Origin of the sequence: Streptomyces sp. NRRL S-1022 (assembly GCF_000720135.1) — a bacterium.
GTDB lineage: Bacteria > Actinomycetota > Actinomycetes > Streptomycetales > Streptomycetaceae > Streptomyces.
In genome coordinates this window covers 41,547-63,674 of the sequence record NZ_JOIU01000037.1, presented here as the reverse complement: position 1 = coordinate 63,674, position 22,128 = coordinate 41,547, and the positions used below count along the sequence as shown (strand labels likewise).

Below are 22,128 nucleotides of genomic sequence, written 5' to 3'. Positions count from 1 at the left end.
CATCCCTTCGTCAGCTCGTCGGCCGGCCCGTGTTCAGTGAAACAGGCGGCGGAGCCGGCCGCGCAGCACCCGCAGCACCCCGCCCAAACCGGTCGCCACCCGCAGGGCGAGTGCGCCGGAGTGCGTGGCGTACGGCTGGACCAGGAGTACGCCGTGCACGGCGCTCGGGACGGCGCGCCTGCGCAGCCGGCCGGCGCCCGTGAGGGCGTGCGCCGTCGTCTCCCGCTGTGTGCCGTCCGCGAAGCGCAGGGTCAGGCGCAGGTCCCAGGTGCCCGCGCCGAGCCGGGCCAGGTCCACGGGGACCTCGGCCGACCAGGTGTCCGCGCCGGAGGACGTCAGTGCCACCGTCGTGCGTCCGCGCGGGCGCTCGTCCTCGCGCGCCTGCCACTCCAGCTCCACCTCGCGCGGGTCCGCCTCGGCCACCCTGCCGTACAGCTCGTGCAGCCGCAGGCGCAGCAGCGAGACGCGCGCACGGGGGCGCAGTTCCGCGTCCACGGCGAGCGGCAGCCCGGCGACGGGCCGGGTCAGCAAGGGGGCCAGGGAGACCTGGGGGAGGGCGGCGGACCACACCGGGGTCCCGTCGGGGGTGCGGGCGTACGGCGGGAGCAGGCGCGCCGGGCGGGCGGCGAGCTCCCGCAGCCGGGGCAGGTCGCGCGGCTCGGGCGACTCCAGCAGGACCCGGGCGACCAGGCGGCCGGGGGCGGCCGGGTCCTGCTCCCAGTCGGCCGCGTCGTAGTGCGCGAGGTACTCCCGGGTCTGCTCCCACCACGCACGCCGGTAGTGCGCGTCGCGCAACCCCAGCTCGCGCACGTACATGCGCACCTCGTGGTCGAGGAACTTGGCGCGCGCCGCCCGCGCGAGCTCCTTCTGCCCGGCGCCCAGCAGGATGTCGTACGCCAGCGTGGACGCCTCCAGCCGCGCGGTCCAGTTCTCGATGCGCCCCCGGTCCAGCGAGAGCGACAGCCGCTCGGCCGACCGGCGGACCTGCCACACGTACACCCGGTCCGGTACGAGCGCGATGCGCGGGCTCGCGGCCAGCACGCGCGCGACGAAGACGAAGTCCTCGTAGAGGAAGCGGCCCTCGGGGAAGCGGATGCCGTGGGTGCGCAGGAAGTCGGTGCGGTACAGCTTGTTGACGCACAGCGTGTCGTGGACCAGGCGGGGGCGCTGGGTGGCGCGCGCGAGGACGGCGGGCGCCTCGTAGAGGGGCGCCTGCCAGGGCTGTTCGCGCCCCGAGGGCAGCTCCCGGCGCACGCACAGTCCGCTCGCCACCTCGGCGTGCGCCTCCGTGGCCGCCGCGAGCAGCGCGTCCACCGCGCCGGGCGGCAGCACGTCGTCGCTGTCCAGGAACATCACGTACGGCGCGGTCGCCGCGTCGACGCCGGCGTTGCGCGGACTGCCGCAGCCGCCGCTGTTCACCGGCCGGCGCACCACGCGCAGCCGCGGTTCGCCGGCCGCCAGCCGGGCGAGCAGTTCGTCGCTGCCGTCGGTGGAGCAGTCGTCGACGGCGATCACCTCGGCGACCGCCGGCCCTTGCGCGAGTGCCGAGCGCACGGCATCACCCACATGGGCGCGGTCGTTGTAGCCGATCACGACGACGGCGACCTGGGGTGCCGGCGTCGGTGACGATGCCGGCCCTGGCGTCGGGGCCGGGCGGGGGTGTCGCGGTTCTGGATGCATGGGGTCCACAGGCCGGAAGCGTAAGAATATTCGGTAATACCCCGTTAAGAGAGGCTTAGTGCTCGCTCCGGAAGACGGTCGGAACCGGCTCGGGGTTGCGTCGGCGGCACGGTCTTTCCGGCCGGCGGCCGCGCGGCCCGCCACAGCCGCCCGAAAGAGAGCACGGCGGCGGCCGTCAGCACCCCGTTGCGGGCCAGCATCAGCAGGCACCCGGCCCAGGTGCCCTCGACCACTTCACCGTAGAACATCGGGTACGCCACGGTGCTGAGCGCGGACGCCGCCAGGACCAGCACCGCCACCGGCCGCTGGCTGGTGTGCCGGGAGGTCAGGCACACGGCGGCCAGCCCGATCAGCCAGATCATGTACTGCGGGCTGATCACCCGGCTGGTGACCGTGAACAGCAGCACCGCGCTCAGCGCCGCGTCGAACGGCGTGGCCTCGGTCCAGTGCCGTGCCCGTACCCGCCACAGCACCAGCAGCCCGAAGGAGATCGCCGTCAGCGCGAGGGAGGCGGTGGCGACGGCCTGCACGTGCGGGCCGACGAGCTCGATCGCCCCGTACCGGTAGCGGGCCCGGCCCGGCCAGCCGGCGAGCCGGGCCAGGTTGAGCGCCGTACCGCCGAGCGACTCGATCTGCACGCCCCGGCCGCCCTGCTCCCGCAGGAACGACAGCGGGTGGGTGAAGCGGGCCGCGAGCAGGGCGAGGCACCCGAGGCCGGCCCACCCCGCCCACGCCCACGCCGTGCGCGTCGGCCGGCCCCGGAGCGCGCCCAGCAGCACCAGCGCCGGCCACCCCTTCACCAGCGCGCCCAGCGCCCCGAGGACGCCGCTCGCGCGCGGGGAGCGCGCCGAGGCCAGCAGGGAGCACATGGCCAGGGCGGTGACCTGGACGTCGTACCGGGCGAGCGGCAGGTGCAGCAGCAGCGGCAGGCCGCCGGTCCACAGGGCCGCGCCGAGCAGGCTGCGTCCGGGCCGGGTGCCCGCGCGCAGCAGCAGCGCCAGGGCCAGCGCGTCCACGGCCAGGGTGACCGTCACGAACGCCTCGAAGTACGTCAGGCCCGGCAGCAGGCCCGGCGCCAGCAGCACCGCGCCGGCGCCCGGCGGGTACTGCCACAGCGTGTCGTGCACGGGGAAGGAGCCGTGCGCGAGGACGCCGTACCAGTGGAAGTACAGCCGCCACACCTCGCGGCTCACCGCACCGCCACCCAGCAGCCGGGCGCCGCTCCGGACGAGCAGCCACAGCATCAGGGCGCGGGTGGTGAGCCAGATGGCGGTGAGGGTGAGGACCGGGCCGGGGGTGACGCGGGGACGGTTCATCACATGGGAGCCTAAGCGGTGCGGATGGTGTATTGATGCTGATATGCCGTCAAGAACCGTAAATATTGGCTAATCGTAAGAGATCGGGCCATGGTGAACGTCGGGCTTCCTGCGAAACCCCGGTCGCGTCGGGCGGCTGTGACCTCTGGTGTACCGACGGGTGCGACGAGCCACCCACCGTACGGGGTCCCGGCGTCCCGGACGCGGCCGTACCGGGCCGCCGTCGTGGGCCTGCCCGCGCTGGTGATGCTCTCGCTCGGCCTCTGGGGGCTCGACCGGGGCGGCATGTGGCGCGACGAGGCGGTCAGTTACCAGGTCGGGCGCCGTACCGTGCCGCAGATCTGGCGGCTGCTGCACGACGTCGACGCGGTGCACGGCCTGTACTACCTGCTGCTGCACGCCGTCCTCGCCGTCCACCCCGGCGAGGTCGTCCTGCGGCTGCCGTCGCTGTGCGCGGCGGCCGGCACGGCGGCCCTGGTGGCCGCCCTGGGCACCCGGCTGGCCCGGCCGCGGGTCGGGCTGTGGGCCGGACTGCTGTACGCCGTCACGCCGATGGCCGGCCACTTCGCCCAGGAGGGCCGGTCCTACGCGCTCGTCGCGGCCGGCGCCACCGGCGCGACGCTGCTGTTCGTCCGGGCCGTGCGGGGCGGCTCCTGGTTGCCCTACGGCGCCGTCCTCGGACTCACCTGCTGGCTGCACGAGTTCGCGGTGCTGCTGCTCCCGGCGCACGCGGTGTCGCTGGCGCTGGCCCGGGCCGGGCGGCCGGTGTGGCGGGGCTGGGGGCGCGCGGCGGCGGCGGTGGCGCTCGCGCTGCTGCCGATGGTGGCGGTGTCGCGGGGGCAGGCGGCACAGCTGGCGTGGCTGCGGGCGCCCACGGCGCAGACTGCGGAAAGGTTGCTGCGGGAGTTCCTGGGGCCGGCGGACGAGGTGTTCTGGGTGTGCCTCGGGCTGGGGGCCCTGGGGCTGGCGGGCCTGGTGGGGCGGCGGGGGGAACTCACGTGCGCGGGAGTGGCGTTGCCGGTGGCGGTGGTGCCGCCGGTGGTGCTGATGCTGGCGTCGCTGTGGTCGCCGCTGTATGTCGACCGGTACGTGCTGTACGCCCTGTCCGGGGCGCCGCTGCTGGTGGCCTGCGGGGCCGAGCGGCTGGCGGGGGCCGTCGGGCGGCTGCGCGCCGGTCGTCCGGGCAACCTCCCCACGCTCACCGGCGTTCTCGCCGTCGCCCTCTCCCTCCTCCACCAGCTCCCCCTGCTCCAGAAGGACCGGGAGCCCGGTCACCGGCCGGACGACCTGGGCGCGATCTCCCGGGCGGCCGGGCGGAACGTTCCCCCCGGCGCACCCGTGCTGTTCCTCCCCGGGCCGATGCGGAACGTGGCGCTCACGTATCCGCGGGCCTTTCGCGGGACGCGGGACGTGATGCTGGTGGCGGAGGCCGCCGAGTCAGGGACGCTGTACGGGCGGGAGGCGGGACCGGCGGAGGTGCGCCGCAGGCTGGCGCTGCTGGACCGGGTGTGGGTGGTCGCGGACGGGCGGCTGCTCGCCGGCCGGCGGGCGCCGCGCAACCCCGTCGAGCGGGCGAAGGCGGCCGTGCTCGGGCAGCAGTTCGTCGCCCGCCGGGAAGCCGTGCGGGGCGCGGTGACCGTACGGCTCTACGTCCGGCCGCTCAGCGGGCTGCCCGCGCCTCCGCCTCCGCCGCCGCGTCCAGAGCGGTGGTGAGCTGGTCGAGGCGGGCGCGCAGGTCGACGATCTCGGCCAGGTCGAAGCCGGTCGCCGACATGATACGGCGGGGCACCTCCAGGGCCCGCCCGCGCAGTGCCGTGCCCTCCCCGGTGAGCTGGACCAGGACCGAGCGCTCGTCCTCGGCGCTGCGCTCGCGCCGCACCAGGCCGGCCGCCTCCAGCCGCTTGACCAGCGGGGACAGGGTGCCGGAGTCGAGCCGCAGCTGTTCGCCGAGCTTCTTGACCGGCAGCTCGCCCTGTTCCCACAGCACCAGCATCACCAGGTACTGCGGGTAGGTGAGCCCGAGCTCCTTCAGGACCACGCGGTAGACGCCGTTGAAGGCGCGGGACGCGGCGTGCAGGGAGAAGCAGATCTGCCGGTCCAGGCGCAGCCAGTCCATGTCGTTCATGGCTCCAGGATAGCTCTTGCGGGCCATTTAGTTGTGCACAACTGAATTGTGTGCTCTACTTATGTCCGCAACGATCCGCCACACCCCAGAGGGATGGTCTCCATGGACGCGCTCTACACCGCTGTCGCCACCGCCACCCACGGCCGCGAGGGACGTGCCGTCTCCTCCGACGGCAAGATCGACCTGGCCCTCGCCATGCCGGTGGAGCTGGGCGGCAACGGCCAGGGCACCAACCCGGAGCAGCTCTTCGCCGCCGGGTACGCCGCCTGCTTCGGCAGCGCCCTCGGCCTCGTCGGCCGCCAGGCCAAGGTCGACGTCAGCGACGCCGCGGTGACCGCCGAGGTCGGCATAGGCAAGCAGGGCGAGGGCTTCGGCCTGAAGGTCACCCTGCGCATCGAGCTGCCCGACACCGTGGACGAGGCGACCGGCCGCAAGCTGATCGAGACCGCCCACCAGGTCTGCCCGTACTCCAACGCCACCCGCGGCAACATCGAGGTCGACCTGATCGTCGAGTGACACCGAGCGCGCCCGAGGGGGCCGGTCCCGGTCGGGGCCGGCCCCCTCGCGCACGGCTCACGCGGACGTCAGCGAGTCCGGGGCCGCCGCCTGGCCCGGGATCCGCACCGGCTGCGGCCCCGGTGCCGACTCGCCCAGCAGCAGCGTCCGCACCACCCGCTCGGCGGCCCGCCCGTCGTCGTACTCGCAGAACCGGGCCCGGAAGTCCGCGCGCAGCCGCGTCGACTCCTCGTCCCGCCAGGCGCCCGAGGCGAGCAGCCACGCCAGCTCGCGGTACGAGGTGGAGACGTGGCCGGGCGGCTCGGCGGTGATGTCGAGATAGGTGCCCCGGCTCGCCCGGAACGCGGACCAGTCGTCGGCGTGCACCACGATCGGCCGGTCCAGCACGGCGTAGTCGAACATCACGGACGAGTAGTCGGTGACCAGCACGTCCGCCGCCAGCAGCACGTCCGCCGTCCCCGGCTCGTCGGTCGCGTCCACCACGACCCGGCGCCGGGCCAGCTCCGCCAGGCCCATGCCCCGCGCGGGACCGGTCGCCAGCGACGGGTGCAGCCGGACCACGAGCGTGTGGCCCTCGCCGAGGTCGGCCGCGAACCGGGCCAGGTCGATCCGCTCCACGTGCCCGCCCCGGCGGTAGTCCCGGCGGGTCGGCGCGTACAGCACGACCGTGTGGTCCGCCGGGATGCCGTGCCGCTCCCGGAAGTCACCGGCCGCGCCGTTCACCAGCACGTCGTTGCGCGGGCTGCCGGTGCGCACGGACGTGAAGTGACAGGGGTAGGCCCGCTCCCACACCAGCTCCGAGTGCCGGTTGGCGACCAGGCTGTAGTCCCAGCGGTCGGCCCGGCGCAGCATCTGCGGCACGTCGAAGCCGAGCCGGGCGCCCGGCTTGTCGAGCAGGTCGGCGCCCACGTACTTCAGCGGGGTGCCCTGGTGTGTGTGGATGTGCACACTGCCGGGGCGCTTGGCCAGGGAGCCGGGCCAGTTGACGTCGTTGACGAAGAACTTCGCGCGCGCGGTCACCTCCAGGTACCGCCGCGAGCCGACGATCACGTGCTCGGTACCGGGCGGCAGCCGCGCGACCGTCTCCGCGTCCCGCACCACCCAGACCCCGCGCAGCTGCGGGGCGATCTCCCGGGCCGCCGCGTGGACGGCCGCCGGGTCGCCGAGCAGGCCCCGGTGCGAGGACGCCGAGTAGACCACGAGGTGCTCGTCCAGCGGACGGTGCGCGTGCACGGCCGCCCAGCCGGCCCGCGCCCGGCCGCCGGCCGCGTGGCGCACCCGCTCCGCCCGCCGGGCCGCCTCCCGCCCGGCCCGCGCCGCCTGCCGCTTCAGCCGGTACCCGGTCCACGACCCCTCCAGCACGGCGACCTCGCCGTCCACCGGGGCGCCCGCGGGCCGGTGCCGGCGGAACATCTCCGCCGTGCGCCGGAAGAACTCGGCCTTGTCGGCGGGCGGCAGGCGGTCCGGCTTGGCGAGGATGTCCAGGCAGTGCTCGCCCATCTTGCGGTGCAGGTACGGCCGCCACTGCGCCAGCTCTGGCCGCTCGGCCACGAACGCGAAGACCCGCTCGTACTGGTCGTGGATGTCGAAGTGCTTGCGGCTCGTGGTGGACAGGATGTTGCCCTGCCGGCGCTGCCGGTAGTTCAGGCAGATGCGGTCCAGGGCGGCGATCCGGCGGGCGCTCAGCATGACCGGGAACGTCCAGGGCGTGTCCTCGTAGTAGCCCGGCGGGAACGCGAAGCCGTTCTCCGCGACGAACTCCCGCCGGTACACCTTGTTCCAGACCACCATCAGCAGGTCCAGGATCCGCGGGTACTCCGCGACGGTGAAGACGGCGGGCGCCTCGGCCAGGACGGGCGCGAGGACGTTGCGCCGGGTGCCGCCCCACCAGTAGGTGCGCGCGTAGTCGAAGACGAGCACGTCCGGGTCCTCGGCCTCGGCGAGCCGGTCGGCGACCGCCCGCAGCGCGCCCGGGGTGAGGGTGTCGTCGCTGTCCAGGAAGAACAGGTAGTCGCCCGTGGCGTGCGGGAGGCCCGCGTTGCGGGCCCGTCCGAGGCCCACGTTCTCCGGCAGGTGCAGCACCCTCACCCGCGGGTCGCGTGCGGCGTACTCGGCGAGGATCGCGCCGCAGCCGTCCGGGGAGCGGTCGTCCACGGCGATCAGCTCGAAGTCGCCGAAGGACTGCCCGAGCACCGAGTCCAGGCACTCGCGCAGAAAACCCTGCACCTTGAAGCAGGGGACGATCAGACTGAAGCGGGGCACGGCGGGGTCAGCTCCTCACGAGGGTCGCGGCGGCGGGGGCGGGGACGCGTTCCGCGAGCGGGATCACCGGCGAAGCAGCCTCCGGCGGCTCGCCGAGCAGCACCCGCCGGACCACCCGCTCGGCGGCCCGCCCGTCGTCGAACTGGCAGAACCGCTCCCGGAACGCGGCTCTGAGCGCCCGGGCCTGTGGTCCGGCGTACGAGCCGTCGCGGAAGACGGCGGCCAGTTCCTCCGGGGTGCGGGCGACCGGTCCGGGCGGCGCGGCCAACAGGTCGAAGTAGACGCCTCGCGTCTCCCGGTACACGTCCCAGTCGTCGGCGTACACCACGATCGGCCGGTCCAGGTTGGCGTAGTCGAACATGATGGACGAGTAGTCGGTCACCAGCGCGTCCGCGGCCAGGCACACGTCCTCGGAGGAGCGGTGCGCGGTGACGTCGATGATCCGGTCCGAGGTCCGGGAGCGGCCCAGGTCGTAGAAGTAGTGGGCGCGCAGCAGCACGACGACGTCCTCGCCGGCCGCCTCGCAGAACGCCTCCAGGTCCAGGCCGGGCTCGAAGCCGGTGTGGTGGTCGCGGTGGGTCGGCGCGTACAGCACGGCCGTGCTGCCCTCCGGGACGCCGAGTTCGCGGCGGATCCGGGCCACATCGCCCGCGGTCGCCGTGTAGTAGACGTCGTTGCGCGGATAGCCGTACTCCAGGTGCTCGTAGGAGCCGGGGAAGGCGCGCTCCCACATCTGGGTGGAGTGCCGGTTGGACGACAGGTTGAAGTCCCAGCGGTCGACCCGCCCGAGCAGCTTGGTGAAGCTGCCGGACTGCGCGGCCACCACCGGGTACGTCGCCTGGTCCACGCCCATCGTCTTCAGCGGCGTGCCGTGCTGGGTCTGCAGGTGCACACTGCCCGGCCGCTTGACCACGCCCTCGGCGAAGTTCGCGTTGTTGACCAGGTACTTCGCGCGGGCCAGCACCTCCCAGTAGCGCCGGGAGCCGATCACCGCGTACTCGACGTCCTCCGGTACGGCGTGTTCCTGGCCGGCCTCGACCAGGAACACCGAGCGGATGTGCGGGGCGAGTTCGCGGGCCTTGGCGTGGATCGCGGCCGGGTTGCAGGCGTACCCGCGGCCCCAGTAGGCGCAGTACACCGCGAGGCCGGGGTCGAGCGGGCGGCGCAGGTCGCGCAGGTAGCGCAGCCGGGTGCGCAGCGGTCGCGGGCGCGGCAGCCGGCCGACGGCGCCGTCGGCGGCCCGGTTGGCGCCGCGCAGGGCACGGAACGCGGTGTACGCGCCCGCCGCGAGCAGCCGGTGCTGCCCCCCCAGGCTGCCGCCCGGCACCCGGTGCCCGGCCGGCCGGTGCCGCCGGTAGAGCCGGGCCGCGCGGCGGAAGAACGCCCGGTGCCCGGCGGGCAGCCGCTCCGGCCGGGACGCCGTCTTCAGCACCACGGAGAACAGCTGGTCGAACAGTGGCCCGGTCCGCTCGGCCGGCAGCCCGCTGCCGGCCGCCCGCACCAGCACCTGCTCCACCTGGTCCAGCAGGGTGTGCTGGTGCGGTCCGGGCAGGTTGAGCCGGCTGCCCTGCCGGCGCAGCCGGTGCCGTACGACGCTTCGGCGCAGCACCGCGATCCGCCCCGCGGCGACGGTCACCAGCCCGCCCCAGCCCAGGTCGGTGAAGTGGCCCTCGGGGAAGACGAGTCCGTGCTCGGTGAGGAAGGCGCGGCGGTAGACGGCGCTCCACGCCGGCAGCTGCACCCCGGTCAGCGCGGGCCGCTCGGCGGGGGCGAAGGCGCCCTTCGGGGCCCCCGCGAGCAGCGGCGCGGCCGGGTACGCCGGCTCGCCCTCCCACCAGGGGACCCGCTCGTGGCCGGTGTACAGCACGTCCACACCGGCGGTCTCGGTGAGCCGGGCGTCCAGCGCGGCCAGCGCGCCCGGCAGCAGCAGGTCGTCGCCGTCCAGGAACAGCAGGTAGGTGCCGGTCGCCGCCCGCATCCCGGTGTTGCGCGCCCCGCTCAGCCCGGCGGACGGCGGCGAGTGGACGGGGGTCACCCGGGAGTCCCGCCCGGCGTACCCGGCGGCGACCTCGGCGGCCGGGGCGTCGGGGGCGTCGCAGACCGGGATCAGCTGGAGGTCGCCGAAGGACTGGCCGAGGACCGAGTCCAGCGCCTGGGACAGCCGGCCGGCGACCCCGTGGGACGGGACGATGATGCTGAAGCGGGGCATTCTGTTCTTTCTGTCGTCTTGCGGACGCGGCCGGGCCGTCCCGCCGGGCGCCAGGTGGACGGCCGGCTCGGGGTGGGCCGCGTCGAGCCGAGGGGCATGGGAACTCCCGGAAGGACCAACGGTGTTCAGCGGCTCTCGGTGACGGGAAGGGGACCGGAAGGTTGCGGCACGGTGGCCAGCGGCGACCGTGCGCAGGCCGCCGGCGCCGGGTTCCGGTCCGCGAGCGGCACCACCGGCGGCAGCTCCGTCTCGCCCCGCACCACCCGGCGTACGACCCGCTCGGCGGCCCGCCCGTCGTCCCACGGGCAGAACCGCTCCCGGAACGCCGCCCGCAGCTGCGCCGAGCGCGAGCCGCACCAGTGGCCGGTGGCGAAGATGTCGATCAGCTCGTCCTCGCTGCGCGCCACCGCGCCCGGCGGGAAGGCCCGCAGGTCGAGGTACAGACCGCGGACCGCCTCGTACGCCGCCCAGTCCTCGGTGTGCACCACGATCGGCCGGTCCAGGCCCGCGTAGTCGAACACCACCGGCGCGTGGTCGGTGAGCAGCGCGTCGGAGGCCAGACACAGCTCCGCCGGGTCCGGGTGGCCGGAGACGTCGATGATCCGGGTGCCCCGCACGGGGATGCCGGTGCGGGCCAGGACCACGAAGCGCGGCCCCAGCCGGCGCACGATCCGCTCCAGGTCGAGCAGCGGCTCCTGGGTGCGCCGGTGGTCGCGGTGCGCGGGCGCGTACAGGATCGCGACCGCGCCCTCCGGGACGCCCAGTGCGGCGCGCAGCCGGGCCACGTCCGCCGCGGTGGCCCGCTGCAGGACGTCGTTGCGGGGCAGCCCGTACTCCAGCGTGGTGTAGCCGCCCGGGTGGACGCGCTCCCAGGTCAGGGTGGCGTGCCGGTTGCCGGACAGGACGTAGTCCCACTGGTCGACGCCCCGCAGCAGCTCCGCGGGGTCCAGGTCCCGGGCCGCCGCCGGGCGTTCCAGCAGGTCGAGGCCCGCGTACCCGAGCGGGGTGCCCTGCCGGGTCTGCACGAAGACCTGCCCGGGCCGCTTGCGCAGCCGCCCCTCGAAGCCGGCGTCGCTGACCAGGTAGCGGGAGCGGGCCAGCGCCGTCCAGTAGGCGGCCGTGCCGGGCCGCAGCCGGCGCGGGCCCGCCGGTACGGCGTGCTCCTGGCCGGGCCGGGCGACCCACGCCGTGCTCACCCGCGGCACGTGCGTACGGAACGCCTCAGCCAGCGCGGCCGGGTCCCCGCGGCCCTCCCGGGCGGCGAACACCGCCCGGTCGGAGCGCAGCGGCAGCCGCAGCTGGCACCGGTAGTGCAGCCGCAGGGCGGCCGTGCGTGCGGCGCGGACCAGTTTCACCGCGCACCTCAGCGTCCCGCGGCGGACGGCCGCGGCCAGCCGGAGCGCCCGGAACGTGCGGTGCAGCCCGAAGCGGACCAGGGCGTGCCGCGGCCGCAGGCGCGCCCCCGGCACCCGGTAGCGGCGGTAGTGGGCGCGGGCCCGGCGCAGGAACGCGCCGTGGCTGCCGCGCGGCAGCCGGCCCGGCTTGGTGAACACCGTCATGTAGTGGTCGACCATCCGCCGGAACAACTCGGGGCGCCAGCGCTCCAGTTCGGGCCGCTCCGCGACGTACGCGAACACCCGGTCGTACTGCTCGAACAGGTCGAAGTGCTTGTCACTGGTGGTGCCGAGGATGCTGCCCTGCCGGCGCTGCCGGTAGTGCACGCACACCCGGTCCAGGGTGGCGAGCGACTGCGCGCTCAGCAGCACCGGGAAGGTCCAGGGGGTGTCCTCGTAGTAGCCCGGCGGGAAGCGGAAGCCGTGCTGCTCGACGAAGTCCCGCCGGCAGGCCTTGTTCCAGGCCACCATCAGCACCCGCAGCAGCCCCGGCCGGTCCTCCAGCCGGAACGGCGCCGGGCCCTGCTCGGTGAGCTGGGCGGCGAGCTGGTTGCGCACCTCGCGGCCGTCCCAGTAGGTGCGGGCGTAGTCGAAGACCAGCACGTCCGGGTCCCCGGTCTCCTTGAGCCGGTCGGCGACCGCCCGCAGCGCGTCCGGGGTGAGGGTGTCGTCGCTGTCCAGGAAGACCAGGTAGTCACCGGTCGCCTCGGCCATGCCCGCGTTGCGGGCCCGGCCCAGCCCCTGGTTCGCGGCCAGGTGGACGGGCTTCACCCGCGCGTCCCGGGCCGCGTACTCGTCGATGATCGTGCCGCAGGCGTCGGGCGAGCAGTCGTCCACGGCGATCAGTTCCAGATCGGGATACGACTGGGAGAGCACCGAGTCCAGGCACTCGGGGAGATACGCCTGGACCTTGTACGCGGGGACAATGACACTGAACCTGGGCAAGGGGCATCCATGGGTCGGTCGGCGCGGGCGTTCTGCCCGGCAACGGCCCGGGGAGCCACTTGGTTACGGCCCGTACGGCATTCGGGGGACGCCGGACGGACGACGAGGGGCGGGCCGCCGACGGCCCGCCCCTCGCAAACCGCCCTGCGGCGCGGCTACTTGACCGCTCCGGCCATCACCCCGGACACGAACTGCCGCTGGAACGCGAAGAACACGGCCAGCGGGATCACCATGGAGATGAACGCGCCGGGCGCCAGCACGTCGATGTTGTTGCCGAACTGCCGTACCTGCGTCTGCAGCGCGACCGTGATCGGCTGGGTGCCCGACTTGGTGAACACCAGCGCCACCAGCATGTCGTTCCACACCCACAGGAACTGGAAGATGCCGAGGCTCGCGATCGCCGGCCCGCCCAGCGGCATCACCACCCGGGCGAACAGCCGCAGTTCACCGGCGCCGTCGAGCCGGGCCGCCTCCAGCAGCTCGCGCGGGATCTCCGCGAAGAAGTTCCGCAGCAGGAACACCGCGAACGGCAGGCCGAAGCCGGTGTGGAACAGGATCACCCCGAGAATCGTCCCGAACAGCCCGATCCTGCCGAACAGTTCGGCGATCGGGATCAGCGCGACCTGCACGGGCACCACCAGCAGGCTCACCACGCCCAGGAACCACCAGTCCCGGCCCGGGAACTCCATCCACGCGAACGCGTACCCGGCCAGCGACCCGATCACCACGACCAGCACGGTCGCCGGGACCGTGATCAGCACCGTGTTCACCAGGGAGTTGGTGATGTCGGAGTTCTCCAGCAGCCGCTGGTAGCTGTCCACGGTCAGCTGGGACGGCTTGGTGAACACCGTCCACCAGCCGCTCGCACTCATGTCCTGCGGTGTGCGCAGGGAGGAGAGGAGCAGGCCGATGGTCGGCACCAGCCAGAACAGGCCCACCAGGATCAGGACCACCCGGACGAGCCCGCCGCCCAGCCGCTCCACGATCCGGGAGCCGACCGACCGCCTCGCCCGCACCGCCCCAACCGGTTCGGCCTTGCCGATGCTTCCGGCGGTCGCCGTCATCGCCGTACCTCCCGCCGCAGCCGACGCACGTTGAACAGCATCACCGGGATCACCAGCAGCAGCAGGAACACCGAGATCGCGCTCGCGATGCCGGGCTGGTCCTCCGCGAAGCCCTTGCGGTACAGCTCCAGCGCGAGCACGTTCGCGTCGTCCTGGGAGGACCCCGGCGCGATGATGAACACCAGGTCGAAGACCTTCAGCACATTGATCATCAGGGTGACGGCCACGACCGCCAGCACCGGCGCCAGCAGCGGCACCGTGACCTTGCGGAACACCTGCCACTCGGTGGCGCCGTCCACCCGCGCCGCCTCCAGCAGCTCCCGGGGCACGCCCGCGAGCCCGGCCGCGATCAGCACCATCGCGAAGCCCGCCCACATCCACACGTACGACCCGATGATCGACGGCGTCACGAGCGCCGGACCGAGCCAGTCCACCCCGTTGTACGGCTCCCTGAAGTTGCCCGCGGGCAGCCGGAGCAGCGCCCCGTCGGCCGCTGCGGGCAGGGTGAAGGTGCCGTCGCCGGACGCCTTCGTGGACGCGACCACCTTGCCGTCCTTCACCGCCTCGATCCGCATCCCGGCGTACCCCACCTCGGACGGATCCGGCGCGCCGAGCCTGCCGACGCCCTTGCCGCGGGTGAAGTCCTGCCAGGTGCTGCCGGTGACCTTCCCCGGCCGGGCCTGCGCGGCGGCGGCCTTCCCGGCGTCGTCCGGCAGCTGGTCCGGGGCGACACCGACCAGTGGCAGGGTCACCGGGTGTCCGGCGCGGACGGGCGCCTTGGTGACGAAGCCGCCCTGGTCCGGCCGCAGCGGCGAGTCACGGCCCGGGTGCGCCTTCGGGAACGCCGACGACTGCGCGAACGTGTCGTGCACGCCCACCCACACCGCGTTCGCGACGCCCTTGTCGGGGTCCTGGTCGTACACCAGCCGGAAGATGATCCCGGCGGCCAGCATCGAGATCGCCATCGGCATGAAGACGACCAGCTTGAACGCCGTCCCCCAGCGCACCCGTTCGGTCAGCACCGCGAAGACCAGGCCCAGCGCGGTGGCGATCGTCGGCGCGAACACCACCCACAGCACGTTGTTCTTCAGGGCGGTGCGGATGCCGTCGTCGGTGAAGAGCGCCGTGTAGTTGTCGAAGCCGGCGAAGCCGTCGCCGGAGGCGTTGTAGAAGCTGCGGACGAGCGAGTACCCGATCGGGTAGACCACGAGCGCGCCGAGCAGCACCAGCGCGGGCAGCAGGAACAACGCTGCCACGGTCCTGCGGGTGCCGGTCACGCTCTTGCGACCGCGGGGCGCGGCGGGGCCCGGTGGGGCCCCGGCCGCCGCTGCCGACGCCATGGCCGGATCAGCCCCCGTTCCCGTAGGCCGCGGCCGCGTCCTTCTCCAGCTTCGCCTGGGCACCCGCGACGTCCTTCGGGTTCTTCAGGAAGTCCTGGAGGTCCTTCCACTCACCCTTGCCGGGCGTCCCGCCGAAGGCCTGCGGGGCCTGGTCGGACATGTCGAAGCGGAAGTCGTCGCCGGACGCGATGAGCGCCTTGGCGATCTTCTGCTGGACCGCGTTCGGGTACGACGAGACCGGCACGTTCTTGTTCGGGGAGAGGTAACCGCCGAGCTTCGCCTGGATCGTGGCCGCGTCCGGGGAGGCGAGGAAGGTGGCCAGGGCCTGCGCGGCCTTGGAGTCCTTCAGGATCACCGCGGCGTCACCGCCGGAGACCACCGGCGCGGCCGAGCCGACCGCCGGGAAGGGGAACACCTTCGCGTCCGTGCCCACCTTCGCCTTGGTCTCCCCGATGTTGACCTGCACGAAGTCGCCCTCGTACACCATCGCGGACTTCGGCTGGTCGCCGCCGGTGAAGGTCTGGGTGACCGACTGCGGGAACTCCGTCTGGAGCGCGCCGCTCTGACCGCCGGCCAGGTAGTCCTTCCTGCCCCAGATCTGGGCGAGGGTGGTCAGCGCCTGCCTCACCGACGGATCGGTCCACTTGATCTTGTGCTGGGCCAGCTGGTCGTACTTCTCCGGGCCGGCCTGGGACAGGTACACGTTCTCGAACCAGTCGGTCAGCGGCCAGCCGTCCGCGCCGGCCACCGAGAACGGGGTGACACCCGAGTCGTACACCGCGCGCGAGGCGGTCAGCAGGTCCTGCCAGGTCTTCGGCTCCTTGGCGCCCGCGTTCTCGAAGACCTTGGCGTTGTACCAGATCAGCGACTTGTTGGCGGCCTTGTAGTAGACGCCGTACTGCTTGCCGCCGACCTTGCCGATGTCCTGCCAGCCCTGCGCGTAGTTCTCGGCCAGCTCCTTGGCGGCCTCCGGCCCGAGGGGCTTGGCCCAGCCCTTGTCGACCGCCTGCTTGATGGCGCCGGGCTGCGGGAGCAGCGCGACGTCCGGCGGCTGGCCGCCCGCGATCTTCGAACCGAGGAAGTTGATGATCGGGTCCTGCGCGGGGACGAAGGTGACCTTGGCGCCGGTCCGCTTCTCGAACTCGGCGAGCACCTTCTTGAAGTTGGCCTGTTCGGCACCGGTCCAGACGGCGGCCACCTCCAGATGGGCGCCGTTCAGCTTCGGCAGGGTCACGGTGGAGGTGGTGGCTCCGCCGCCCGTGTCCCCGCTGTCCTTCTTGTCTTTGTCGCTGCCGGAGCAGGCGGAGAGCGCGAGCGCTCCCGCGAGCAGTGCGGCGCACGTGGTGACGGCCCTGTGTGTCCGGAACGTGCTGCTCTCGCTGTGCATCACTTCCCCGTTCGTCGTTCGTCGTTGAACGCAGTTGAACGTCAGAACTCTGTCCCGTGCGGTCCGGTGTACGCCGGGCCGCTCCGGGCGGGCAAGAGCGCCTGCCGGGTCCACCGGCTCATCGTGACCGGCTCGTGACCAGGGGTGTATGCGTGCGGGTTCGCGGGGGCCGGGGCGGGGTGGTCCCGCCCCGGAGACGGCGGGTTCACCTGGAAGGGTGACGGGGACCGTCGTACCGCCCGGGTGCGGCCGCCGGAGCGCTCAGAGCAGGGACGGGACCTCCGCCGCCGCGACCTGGCGGGCGGCCCGCTCCACCGCGCTCGCCAGCAGCGCCAGGTCCGTCGGGCCGTTGCCCAGCTCCCGCACGGGCCGGCGGGCCGGCGGGTCGCCCATACGCTGCCAGTCCAGCGGGACGACCGTGGGCCGCTGGGTCGCGGTACGCGGGATACGGCCCGTCACCCGGCCGCCCTGGAAGCCCACGGTCCGCCCGTCCCCGTACGCCAGCGTGCCCCGGCCCGGCGCCGGCTGGTCCGGCCCCGGCTGCGGGGCGTCCAGCGTGATCCGCAGGGCTGCCCGGCGCGCCGGCTCGGACTCCGCCGTACGGCCGCCGGCCCCGGTCGCCGCCACCAGGTGCACGCCGAGCCGCTCGCCGTCCCGGGTCACCGCCTCCAGCGCGCGTATGACCGAGCCGGCGGCGGGCCGGCCCGGCGAGCCGAGGGCGGGGGAGACCAGCGCGTCCAGGTCGTCGACGACCACCACCAGCCGGGGCAGCGGCGGTGCGGCGGCGGCCCGCTGCCGGGCCGCCGCGCCCGGCCGCAGGCGCAGGGTGGAGCTGGGCGGCGACTCGATGTCACCGGACGCGGAGGCGGGACCGGAGGCTGGACCGGTGTGACCGGAGGCGGGGGTACGCTGGGACACCATCCGGCCGGACACCTCCTGCCCGGCGTGCCACCGGGCGAAGTCCGCCCGGCCCAGCAGCTCCGCCCGGCGCTTCAGCTCGGCGGTCAGCGACTGGGCGAACTCCCGCATGCGCACGGGGTCGTTGGCGATCAGGTGCGTGGTGACGTGCGGTATGTCGGTGCACACGCGCAGGCCCTCGCCCAGCCCGGCACCCGTGCCGACGCCGTCCCGGCCGTCGAGCAGCACCATGGCCAGCCGGTCCGGGCGCTCGGCGGCGGCCAGCGAGGCGACCACGGTCCGCAGCAGCTCGGTACGGCCGCTGCCGGCGGGGCCCTCGACCAGCAGGTGCGGGCCCTCGGCCACGAGGTCCGCGGTGACCGGCCCGTGCGGGCCGGCACCCAGCACCGCCCGTGCCCGGCCGCCCAGCGACTCGGTGTCGTCGGCCGCGTCCGCCCAGCGCGCCATCAGCGACGCCGGGGTGGCCCGGGCCAGGCCCAGCTCGTCCAGCAGCCGTGCCGACCGGGGCAGCGGCGTGGCCACGCGCGCGTGCCGTTCACCGGGCGGGCCGTCCGGGCGCAGCGGCGCCAGCGCCCGCGCGAACCGTTCCGCCCAGGCGGCGGAGACGGCGTCGACGGCGGCGAGCGTTCCGGTGCCGACGGGGCCGCCGGGCGCGACCCGGAGCAGTTGCAGCGCGGCGGCGACGTCCCCGCTCAGCATGGCCACGGCACCGCAGTGCCGGAACGTCGGCGTCACCGCGCAGGCGGCCTCGTACGTCCGGGTCACCGGGGACGCCGGCGAGGCGGTCTCGGTCTCGGCGAGGCACACCACGTGGATGCCGGCCCGCGGCCCGGCCACGGCCAGCCGCGCCAGCGCGTCCCGCAGCGCCGAGCCGCCGGGGTCACCGTCCACCACGACGATCGTGTACGGCCCCGCGAAGCCGCCGGCGCCGACGTCGTCCTTGGCCCAGGAGGGCCGCCGGGCGGCGGCCTGCCCGGGGCCGGCGGGCGTCCCGGTGAAGGTGTCGGGGGACGGTGTGGCCGGTGCCGGTGCCGGTGCCGGTGTCGGTGCGCCGGGCGGGATCGGGGCCGGGTCGTGGGCCGCCGGGGTGGCGGTGCCGCCGGACGGTGCGGGGCTCCCGGGGCGGGGCGGGGCGGGGTGGGCCGCGGTGCGGCCCGTCGCCGCGTGGTCGTCCAGGCGGCGCAGCAGCTCCTCCGTGCGGGCCGCCGCCTGTTCGCGGTCGTAGGCCAGCAGCAGCCGGCAGTCCTGGCCGTGGCCCGGCCGGACGTGCGGGAGCCAGCCCAGCCAGGCCCACTCGGCCGTACGGTCCGCCACCGGCCGCGAGCGGTCCGCGCTGATCAGCACGATCTCCAGGAGGTCGGGGGAGTGCAGCGCGGCGAGCTGGGCCAGCACCGCGCGGGCCAGCCCGGACAGCCGGGGGCGCGGACCCGCCAGGCCCAGCGCGCCCGCCTCGCGCAGCGCGGCGGTCACCGGCACCGCGGGCAGCAGGCCCGAGCCGTCCGGCGCGCTCCGGTCGGCCGTGCCGAGCCGCACGGCCAGCGCCTCCGGGTGTCCCGGCCCGCGCTCCCACAGGCGGGGTCCGGGACCCAGCGCGGTCAGCAGCAGGGCGGCCGGGTCGGGCCAGGTCTCCGGCTGCCGCGGGGCCCCGGCGGCCGGGGCCGCGCCGACGCGGGCGGCCGGCCCGCCGCCCGTGCCGGCCGGCTGCTCGTCGCGTCCGCCGGCCAGCCGGCGCGCCCAGGCCCCGAGGCCGCGCCGCCGGGCGCCCTGCGGGGTGTCGGTGCCCCCGGCCGGGGTGCCCTTGCGCCCGCCCGCCCGGGGGTCCTCGCCGGCGATCCCGAAGCGCCCCGCGTGGGTGTCCCCGCCGGCCGTCCCGCTCCGGCTCTCGGCACTCGGCGCCCCGGCCTGTCCCGGTACCGCCGCGGACGGCCCGCGCCGGTGCTCCTGGGCTCCCGCGTCCCAGCCGGCGGCGCCGTAGGCGTGCTGCGCGGCCGCACCCCCGGAAGCGGCCCCCGCCCCGCCGGGCCGGTGCCCGGCGCCGGCCGGAGGAGAGGGCCGTGTCCCGGCGCCTGCCCCGCCGTCCGCCGCGGCGGGGACGGCGCCAGGGCCCCTCGCACCCGCCGGCGGCGACGCGTCCGGCGCGGGCGCCGCGGCGGATCCGGCGCCCGGTACGACCCGCACGCAGCCCTCTCCGTCGGGCACCGTCCGCACGCGCATCCCGGGTCCCCCGGCCCGCGTGACCCGCAGTGCCGACTCGCCTATCCGCAGCAGCCCACCGGCGGGCACCCGCACCGGCCGCTCCGAGACCCGTACGCCGTCGAGGGTCGTGCCGTTCGTGGAGCCGAGGTCGGCGACCGAGACCCGGCCGTCCGCGTCGACGGTGACCGCGCAGTGCAGGCGGGACACGTCGGGGTCGTCCAGCGGGACGTCGGCGTCGGCGGAGCGGCCGACGGTGATCCGGCCGCCGTGCAGCAGGTGCACCCCGCCCGCGTCCGGGCCGGCGACCACGTGCAGCCGGGTCGGGGCCTCGTCCAGTTCGGGGTGCGGTTCGGGGGCCGCCGGAGCGCCGAGGGAGAGCACGGCGCCGTCCGTCAGCGGCGGTTCGCCGAGGGTGCTGCGCCGGGGGTCGAGCCGCTCGGTGCCCGCGTACAGCACCACGGAGGCGCCGCCGGCCTCCCGGCCGGTGCCGCCGTCACCGGTGACCGCCCCGGCCAGCGCCGACGCGACCGCGGCCAGCTCCGTGCCCGCGGGCGCCGTGACCAGTACGTCGCGGCTCACGGCGCGGCCCCGCTGCGGGGCCGGGCCGAGCGGGTCCACGACGGTCAGCCGGATCTGCATCCCCACCCCAACACGAGCACGGCGGCCAGTACTGGAAGGCATCCTTGCACCTGCCACCGACAGCGCGCCCGGAACCCGGTGACAAGTGATCTTGATTGGTCGGCTCTGCCCGCAAAAGTGCCTGACCACAAGAGCGCCGTCGATCAGTTGAGATCGGTCACGTCCGGTTTGGGCAACCAGTGGACCGGGACGTGCGTCTTTCCGTCGAGCCCCTGGGGCTCCCGAGGGCAGCACTACAGTGGGTCGGAACAAACGGAATGCAGGCAAGCAAGCAACAGCAAGCAGCAGGGAGCGCGTGACGTGCGGCCAGTCGGCAGCAAGTACCTGCTTGAGGCGCCGCTCGGACGCGGCGCCACAGGCACCGTGTGGCGTGCCCGCCAGCGCGAGACCGCGGGCGCCGAGGCGGCCGTGCCCGGCCAGCCGGGAGAGACGGTCGCGATCAAGGTCCTGAAGGAGGAGCTGGCGAGCGACCCGGACATCGTGATGCGCTTCCTGCGCGAGCGTTCGGTGCTGCTCCGGCTCACCCACCCCAACATCGTGCGGGTCCGCGACCTGGTCGTCGAGGGCGACCTGCTGGCGCTGGTCATGGACCTCGTCGAGGGCCCCGACCTGCACCGCTACCTGCGCGAGAACGGCCCCCTCACGCCCGTCGCCGCCGCCCTGCTGACCGCCCAGATCGCCGACGCGCTCGCCGCGAGCCACGCCGACGGCGTCGTCCACCGCGACCTGAAGCCCGCCAACGTGCTGCTCATGCAGCAGGGCGGCCGGATGCACCCGATGCTGACCGACTTCGGCATCGCCCGCCTCGCCGACTCCCCGGGCCTGACCCGCACCAGCGAGTTCGTCGGCACGCCCGCGTACGTCGCCCCGGAGTCCGCCGAGGGCCGCCCGCAGACCTCCGCCGTCGACATCTACGGCGCCGGCATCCTGCTGTACGAGCTGGTCACCGGCCATCCGCCGTTCTCCGGCGGCTCCGCCCTGGAGGTGCTGCACCAGCACCTGAGCGCCGAGCCGCGCCGCCCCTCCACCGTCCCGGACCCGCTGTGGACGGTCATCGAGCGCTGCCTGCGCAAGAACCCCGACGAGCGGCCGAGCGCGGAGAACCTCGCGCGCGGGCTGCGGGTCGTCGCCGAGGGCGTCGGCGTGCACGCGAACGCCGCGCAGATCGCCGCCGCCGAGGGCGTGGGCGCGCTGCTCGCCCCGGACCCGGACCCGGCCGCCGTCCCGGGCGTGCCCGGCGCCGCCGACCCCACCCAGGTCCTGCCGACGAACGCCCCGCAGGGGGCGTACGGCCAGCACGACCCGAACGCCGCGACCAGCTTCCTCCCGCACACCGGCGGCCCGGCCGGCGCCGCCGACCCCACCGCCGTCCTGCCGAACACCGGCGCGGCGGACCCCACGGCCGTCCTGCCGCCCGTCGGCCAGGGCCAGCAGGGCCAGCAGGGGCAGCCGCCCGAGCAGCCGCACCCCTGGCAGACGCAGCTGCGCGCCGCCCGCGACCGCAACGAGCAGACGCAGATCCAGTACCTGGACCCGGACGAGGACCCGCTGCGCCGCCGGCCCCAGCGGCAGGTCGCCCGGCCGCAGCAGCAGCCGCGCCAGGCCCCGCAGCCCCGCCCGCAGCAGCCGCAGCCGCGCGGCCGGCAGCGCTCGCCGCAGGCCCCCGGCTACGGCTACCCGCAACAGCAGCCCCAGCAGTACGCCCCGCCACCGCAGCCCCAGCAGCAGCCGCAGCGGTACGCGCCGCCCGCCCGGCCCGAGCCGCAGCGGCCCGCGCGGGAGCCCCGGGCCCCGCGGCAGCGCAGCGCCAACCCGATGAAGATCCCCGGTCTCGGCTGTCTGAAGGGCTGCCTGTTCACGATCGTCATCCTGATCGTGGCGAGCTGGCTGATCTGGGAGCTGACCCCGTTGCAGGACTGGATCGGCACCGGCAAGGGCTACTGGGACCAGATGAGCGACTGGATCGGCAAGGTCGGCGGCTGGATCAAGGACCTGAGCGGTTCGTCCGGCAGCGGGAACTGATCGCCGGCTCGGGCACTCGGTTCGGAGATTTGTCGACATCTGGCGGGTGATTTCCGTCTCCGCGGTGAAGGTTGGCTCGGCGGACGCGTAGTTTTGGCGACAACACGCGTCTGTA

13 protein-coding genes are annotated in these 22,128 nt (G+C 74.8%); 3 read left to right on the top strand and 10 right to left on the bottom strand.

Going from position 1 to position 22,128, the window contains the following annotated elements; all coding sequences use genetic code 11:
* Nucleotides 1–33: 33 nt before the first annotated feature.
* Both IG05_RS0137150 and IG05_RS0137145 read right to left on the bottom strand, forming a co-directional pair.
* Entirely contained in the window at nt 34–1,680 is a 1,647-nt protein-coding gene (locus IG05_RS0137150; RefSeq protein WP_078894768.1) for a glycosyltransferase family 2 protein, read from the bottom strand.
* 44 nt (nt 1,681–1,724) lie between these two features.
* Nucleotides 1,725–2,996, bottom strand: coding sequence for a glycosyltransferase 87 family protein (locus IG05_RS0137145; RefSeq protein ID WP_199808448.1), 1,272 nt, complete (start codon nt 2,994–2,996; stop codon nt 1,725–1,727).
* Between the two features lie 225 nt (nt 2,997–3,221).
* Here IG05_RS0137145 and IG05_RS0137140 point away from each other — a divergent pair, with 225 nt between their 5' ends.
* Nucleotides 3,222–4,709, top strand: a complete 1,488-nt coding sequence (locus tag IG05_RS0137140) for a glycosyltransferase family 39 protein (RefSeq protein WP_030348522.1) — start codon at nt 3,222–3,224, stop codon at nt 4,707–4,709.
* Here the strand turns inward: IG05_RS0137140 and IG05_RS0137135 are convergent.
* On the bottom strand, nt 4,657–5,148 hold the full coding sequence (locus IG05_RS0137135) for a MarR family transcriptional regulator (RefSeq protein ID WP_030348521.1): 492 nt from the start codon (nt 5,146–5,148) through the stop codon (nt 4,657–4,659). The genes IG05_RS0137140 and IG05_RS0137135 overlap by 53 nt on opposite strands.
* Before the next feature lie 75 nt (nt 5,149–5,223).
* Between IG05_RS0137135 and IG05_RS0137130 the strand changes: the two genes are divergently transcribed.
* Nucleotides 5,224–5,637: an organic hydroperoxide resistance protein gene (locus tag IG05_RS0137130; protein ID WP_030348520.1), complete on the top strand. Its 414-nt coding sequence runs from the start codon at nt 5,224–5,226 to the stop codon at nt 5,635–5,637.
* Nucleotides 5,638–5,694: 57 nt separating this feature from the next.
* Here IG05_RS0137130 and IG05_RS0137125 read toward each other — a convergent pair whose 3' ends face one another.
* The 7 genes from IG05_RS0137125 to IG05_RS0137095 all read right to left on the bottom strand — a co-directional run bounded on the left by IG05_RS0137125 (nt 5,695) and on the right by IG05_RS0137095 (nt 19,991).
* Nucleotides 5,695–7,899, bottom strand: coding sequence for a bifunctional glycosyltransferase/CDP-glycerol:glycerophosphate glycerophosphotransferase (locus IG05_RS0137125; protein WP_030348519.1), 2,205 nt, complete (start codon nt 7,897–7,899; stop codon nt 5,695–5,697).
* A gap of 7 nt (nt 7,900–7,906) precedes the next feature.
* Nucleotides 7,907–10,108, bottom strand: a complete 2,202-nt coding sequence (locus IG05_RS0137120) for a bifunctional glycosyltransferase/CDP-glycerol:glycerophosphate glycerophosphotransferase (protein ID WP_030348518.1) — start codon at nt 10,106–10,108, stop codon at nt 7,907–7,909.
* Nucleotides 10,109–10,233: 125 nt separating this feature from the next.
* Nucleotides 10,234–12,447, bottom strand: coding sequence for a bifunctional glycosyltransferase/CDP-glycerol:glycerophosphate glycerophosphotransferase (locus tag IG05_RS0137115; RefSeq protein WP_030348517.1), 2,214 nt, complete (start codon nt 12,445–12,447; stop codon nt 10,234–10,236).
* Between the two features lie 155 nt (nt 12,448–12,602).
* Nucleotides 12,603–13,511 (bottom strand): carbohydrate ABC transporter permease, encoded by a 909-nt coding sequence (locus tag IG05_RS0137110; protein ID WP_030348516.1) that lies wholly within the window; start codon nt 13,509–13,511, stop codon nt 12,603–12,605.
* Nucleotides 13,508–14,788, bottom strand: coding sequence for a carbohydrate ABC transporter permease (locus IG05_RS0137105; RefSeq protein ID WP_030348515.1), 1,281 nt, complete (start codon nt 14,786–14,788; stop codon nt 13,508–13,510). Before IG05_RS0137105 ends, IG05_RS0137110 begins: the two co-directional genes overlap by 4 nt.
* Before the next feature lie 70 nt (nt 14,789–14,858).
* Nucleotides 14,859–16,238, bottom strand: coding sequence for an ABC transporter substrate-binding protein (locus IG05_RS0137100; RefSeq protein ID WP_030348514.1), 1,380 nt, complete (start codon nt 16,236–16,238; stop codon nt 14,859–14,861).
* A 261-nt stretch (nt 16,239–16,499) separates the two neighbouring features.
* On the bottom strand, nt 16,500–19,991 hold the full coding sequence (locus IG05_RS0137095) for an FtsK/SpoIIIE domain-containing protein (protein ID WP_030348513.1): 3,492 nt from the start codon (nt 19,989–19,991) through the stop codon (nt 16,500–16,502).
* Between the two features lie 300 nt (nt 19,992–20,291).
* Here IG05_RS0137095 and IG05_RS0137090 point away from each other — a divergent pair, with 300 nt between their 5' ends.
* Nucleotides 20,292–22,013: a serine/threonine-protein kinase gene (locus IG05_RS0137090; protein ID WP_030348512.1), complete on the top strand. Its 1,722-nt coding sequence runs from the start codon at nt 20,292–20,294 to the stop codon at nt 22,011–22,013.
* Nucleotides 22,014–22,128 lie beyond the last annotated feature (115 nt).

Coding starts and splice junctions, on each gene's coding strand:
- IG05_RS0137150 (WP_078894768.1), bottom strand. CDS start 1,680: ATGCATCCAGAACCGCGACACCCCCGCCCGGCCCCGACGCCAGGGCCG.
- IG05_RS0137145 (WP_199808448.1), bottom strand. CDS start 2,996: ATGAACCGTCCCCGCGTCACCCCCGGCCCGGTCCTCACCCTCACCGCC.
- IG05_RS0137135 (WP_030348521.1), bottom strand. CDS start 5,148: ATGGCCCGCAAGAGCTATCCTGGAGCCATGAACGACATGGACTGGCTG.
- IG05_RS0137130 (WP_030348520.1), top strand. CDS start 5,224: ATGGACGCGCTCTACACCGCTGTCGCCACCGCCACCCACGGCCGCGAG.
- IG05_RS0137120 (WP_030348518.1), bottom strand. CDS start 10,108: ATGCCCCGCTTCAGCATCATCGTCCCGTCCCACGGGGTCGCCGGCCGG.
- IG05_RS0137110 (WP_030348516.1), bottom strand. CDS start 13,511: ATGACGGCGACCGCCGGAAGCATCGGCAAGGCCGAACCGGTTGGGGCG.
- IG05_RS0137100 (WP_030348514.1), bottom strand. CDS start 16,238: ATGCACAGCGAGAGCAGCACGTTCCGGACACACAGGGCCGTCACCACG.
- IG05_RS0137095 (WP_030348513.1), bottom strand. CDS start 19,991: ATGCAGATCCGGCTGACCGTCGTGGACCCGCTCGGCCCGGCCCCGCAG.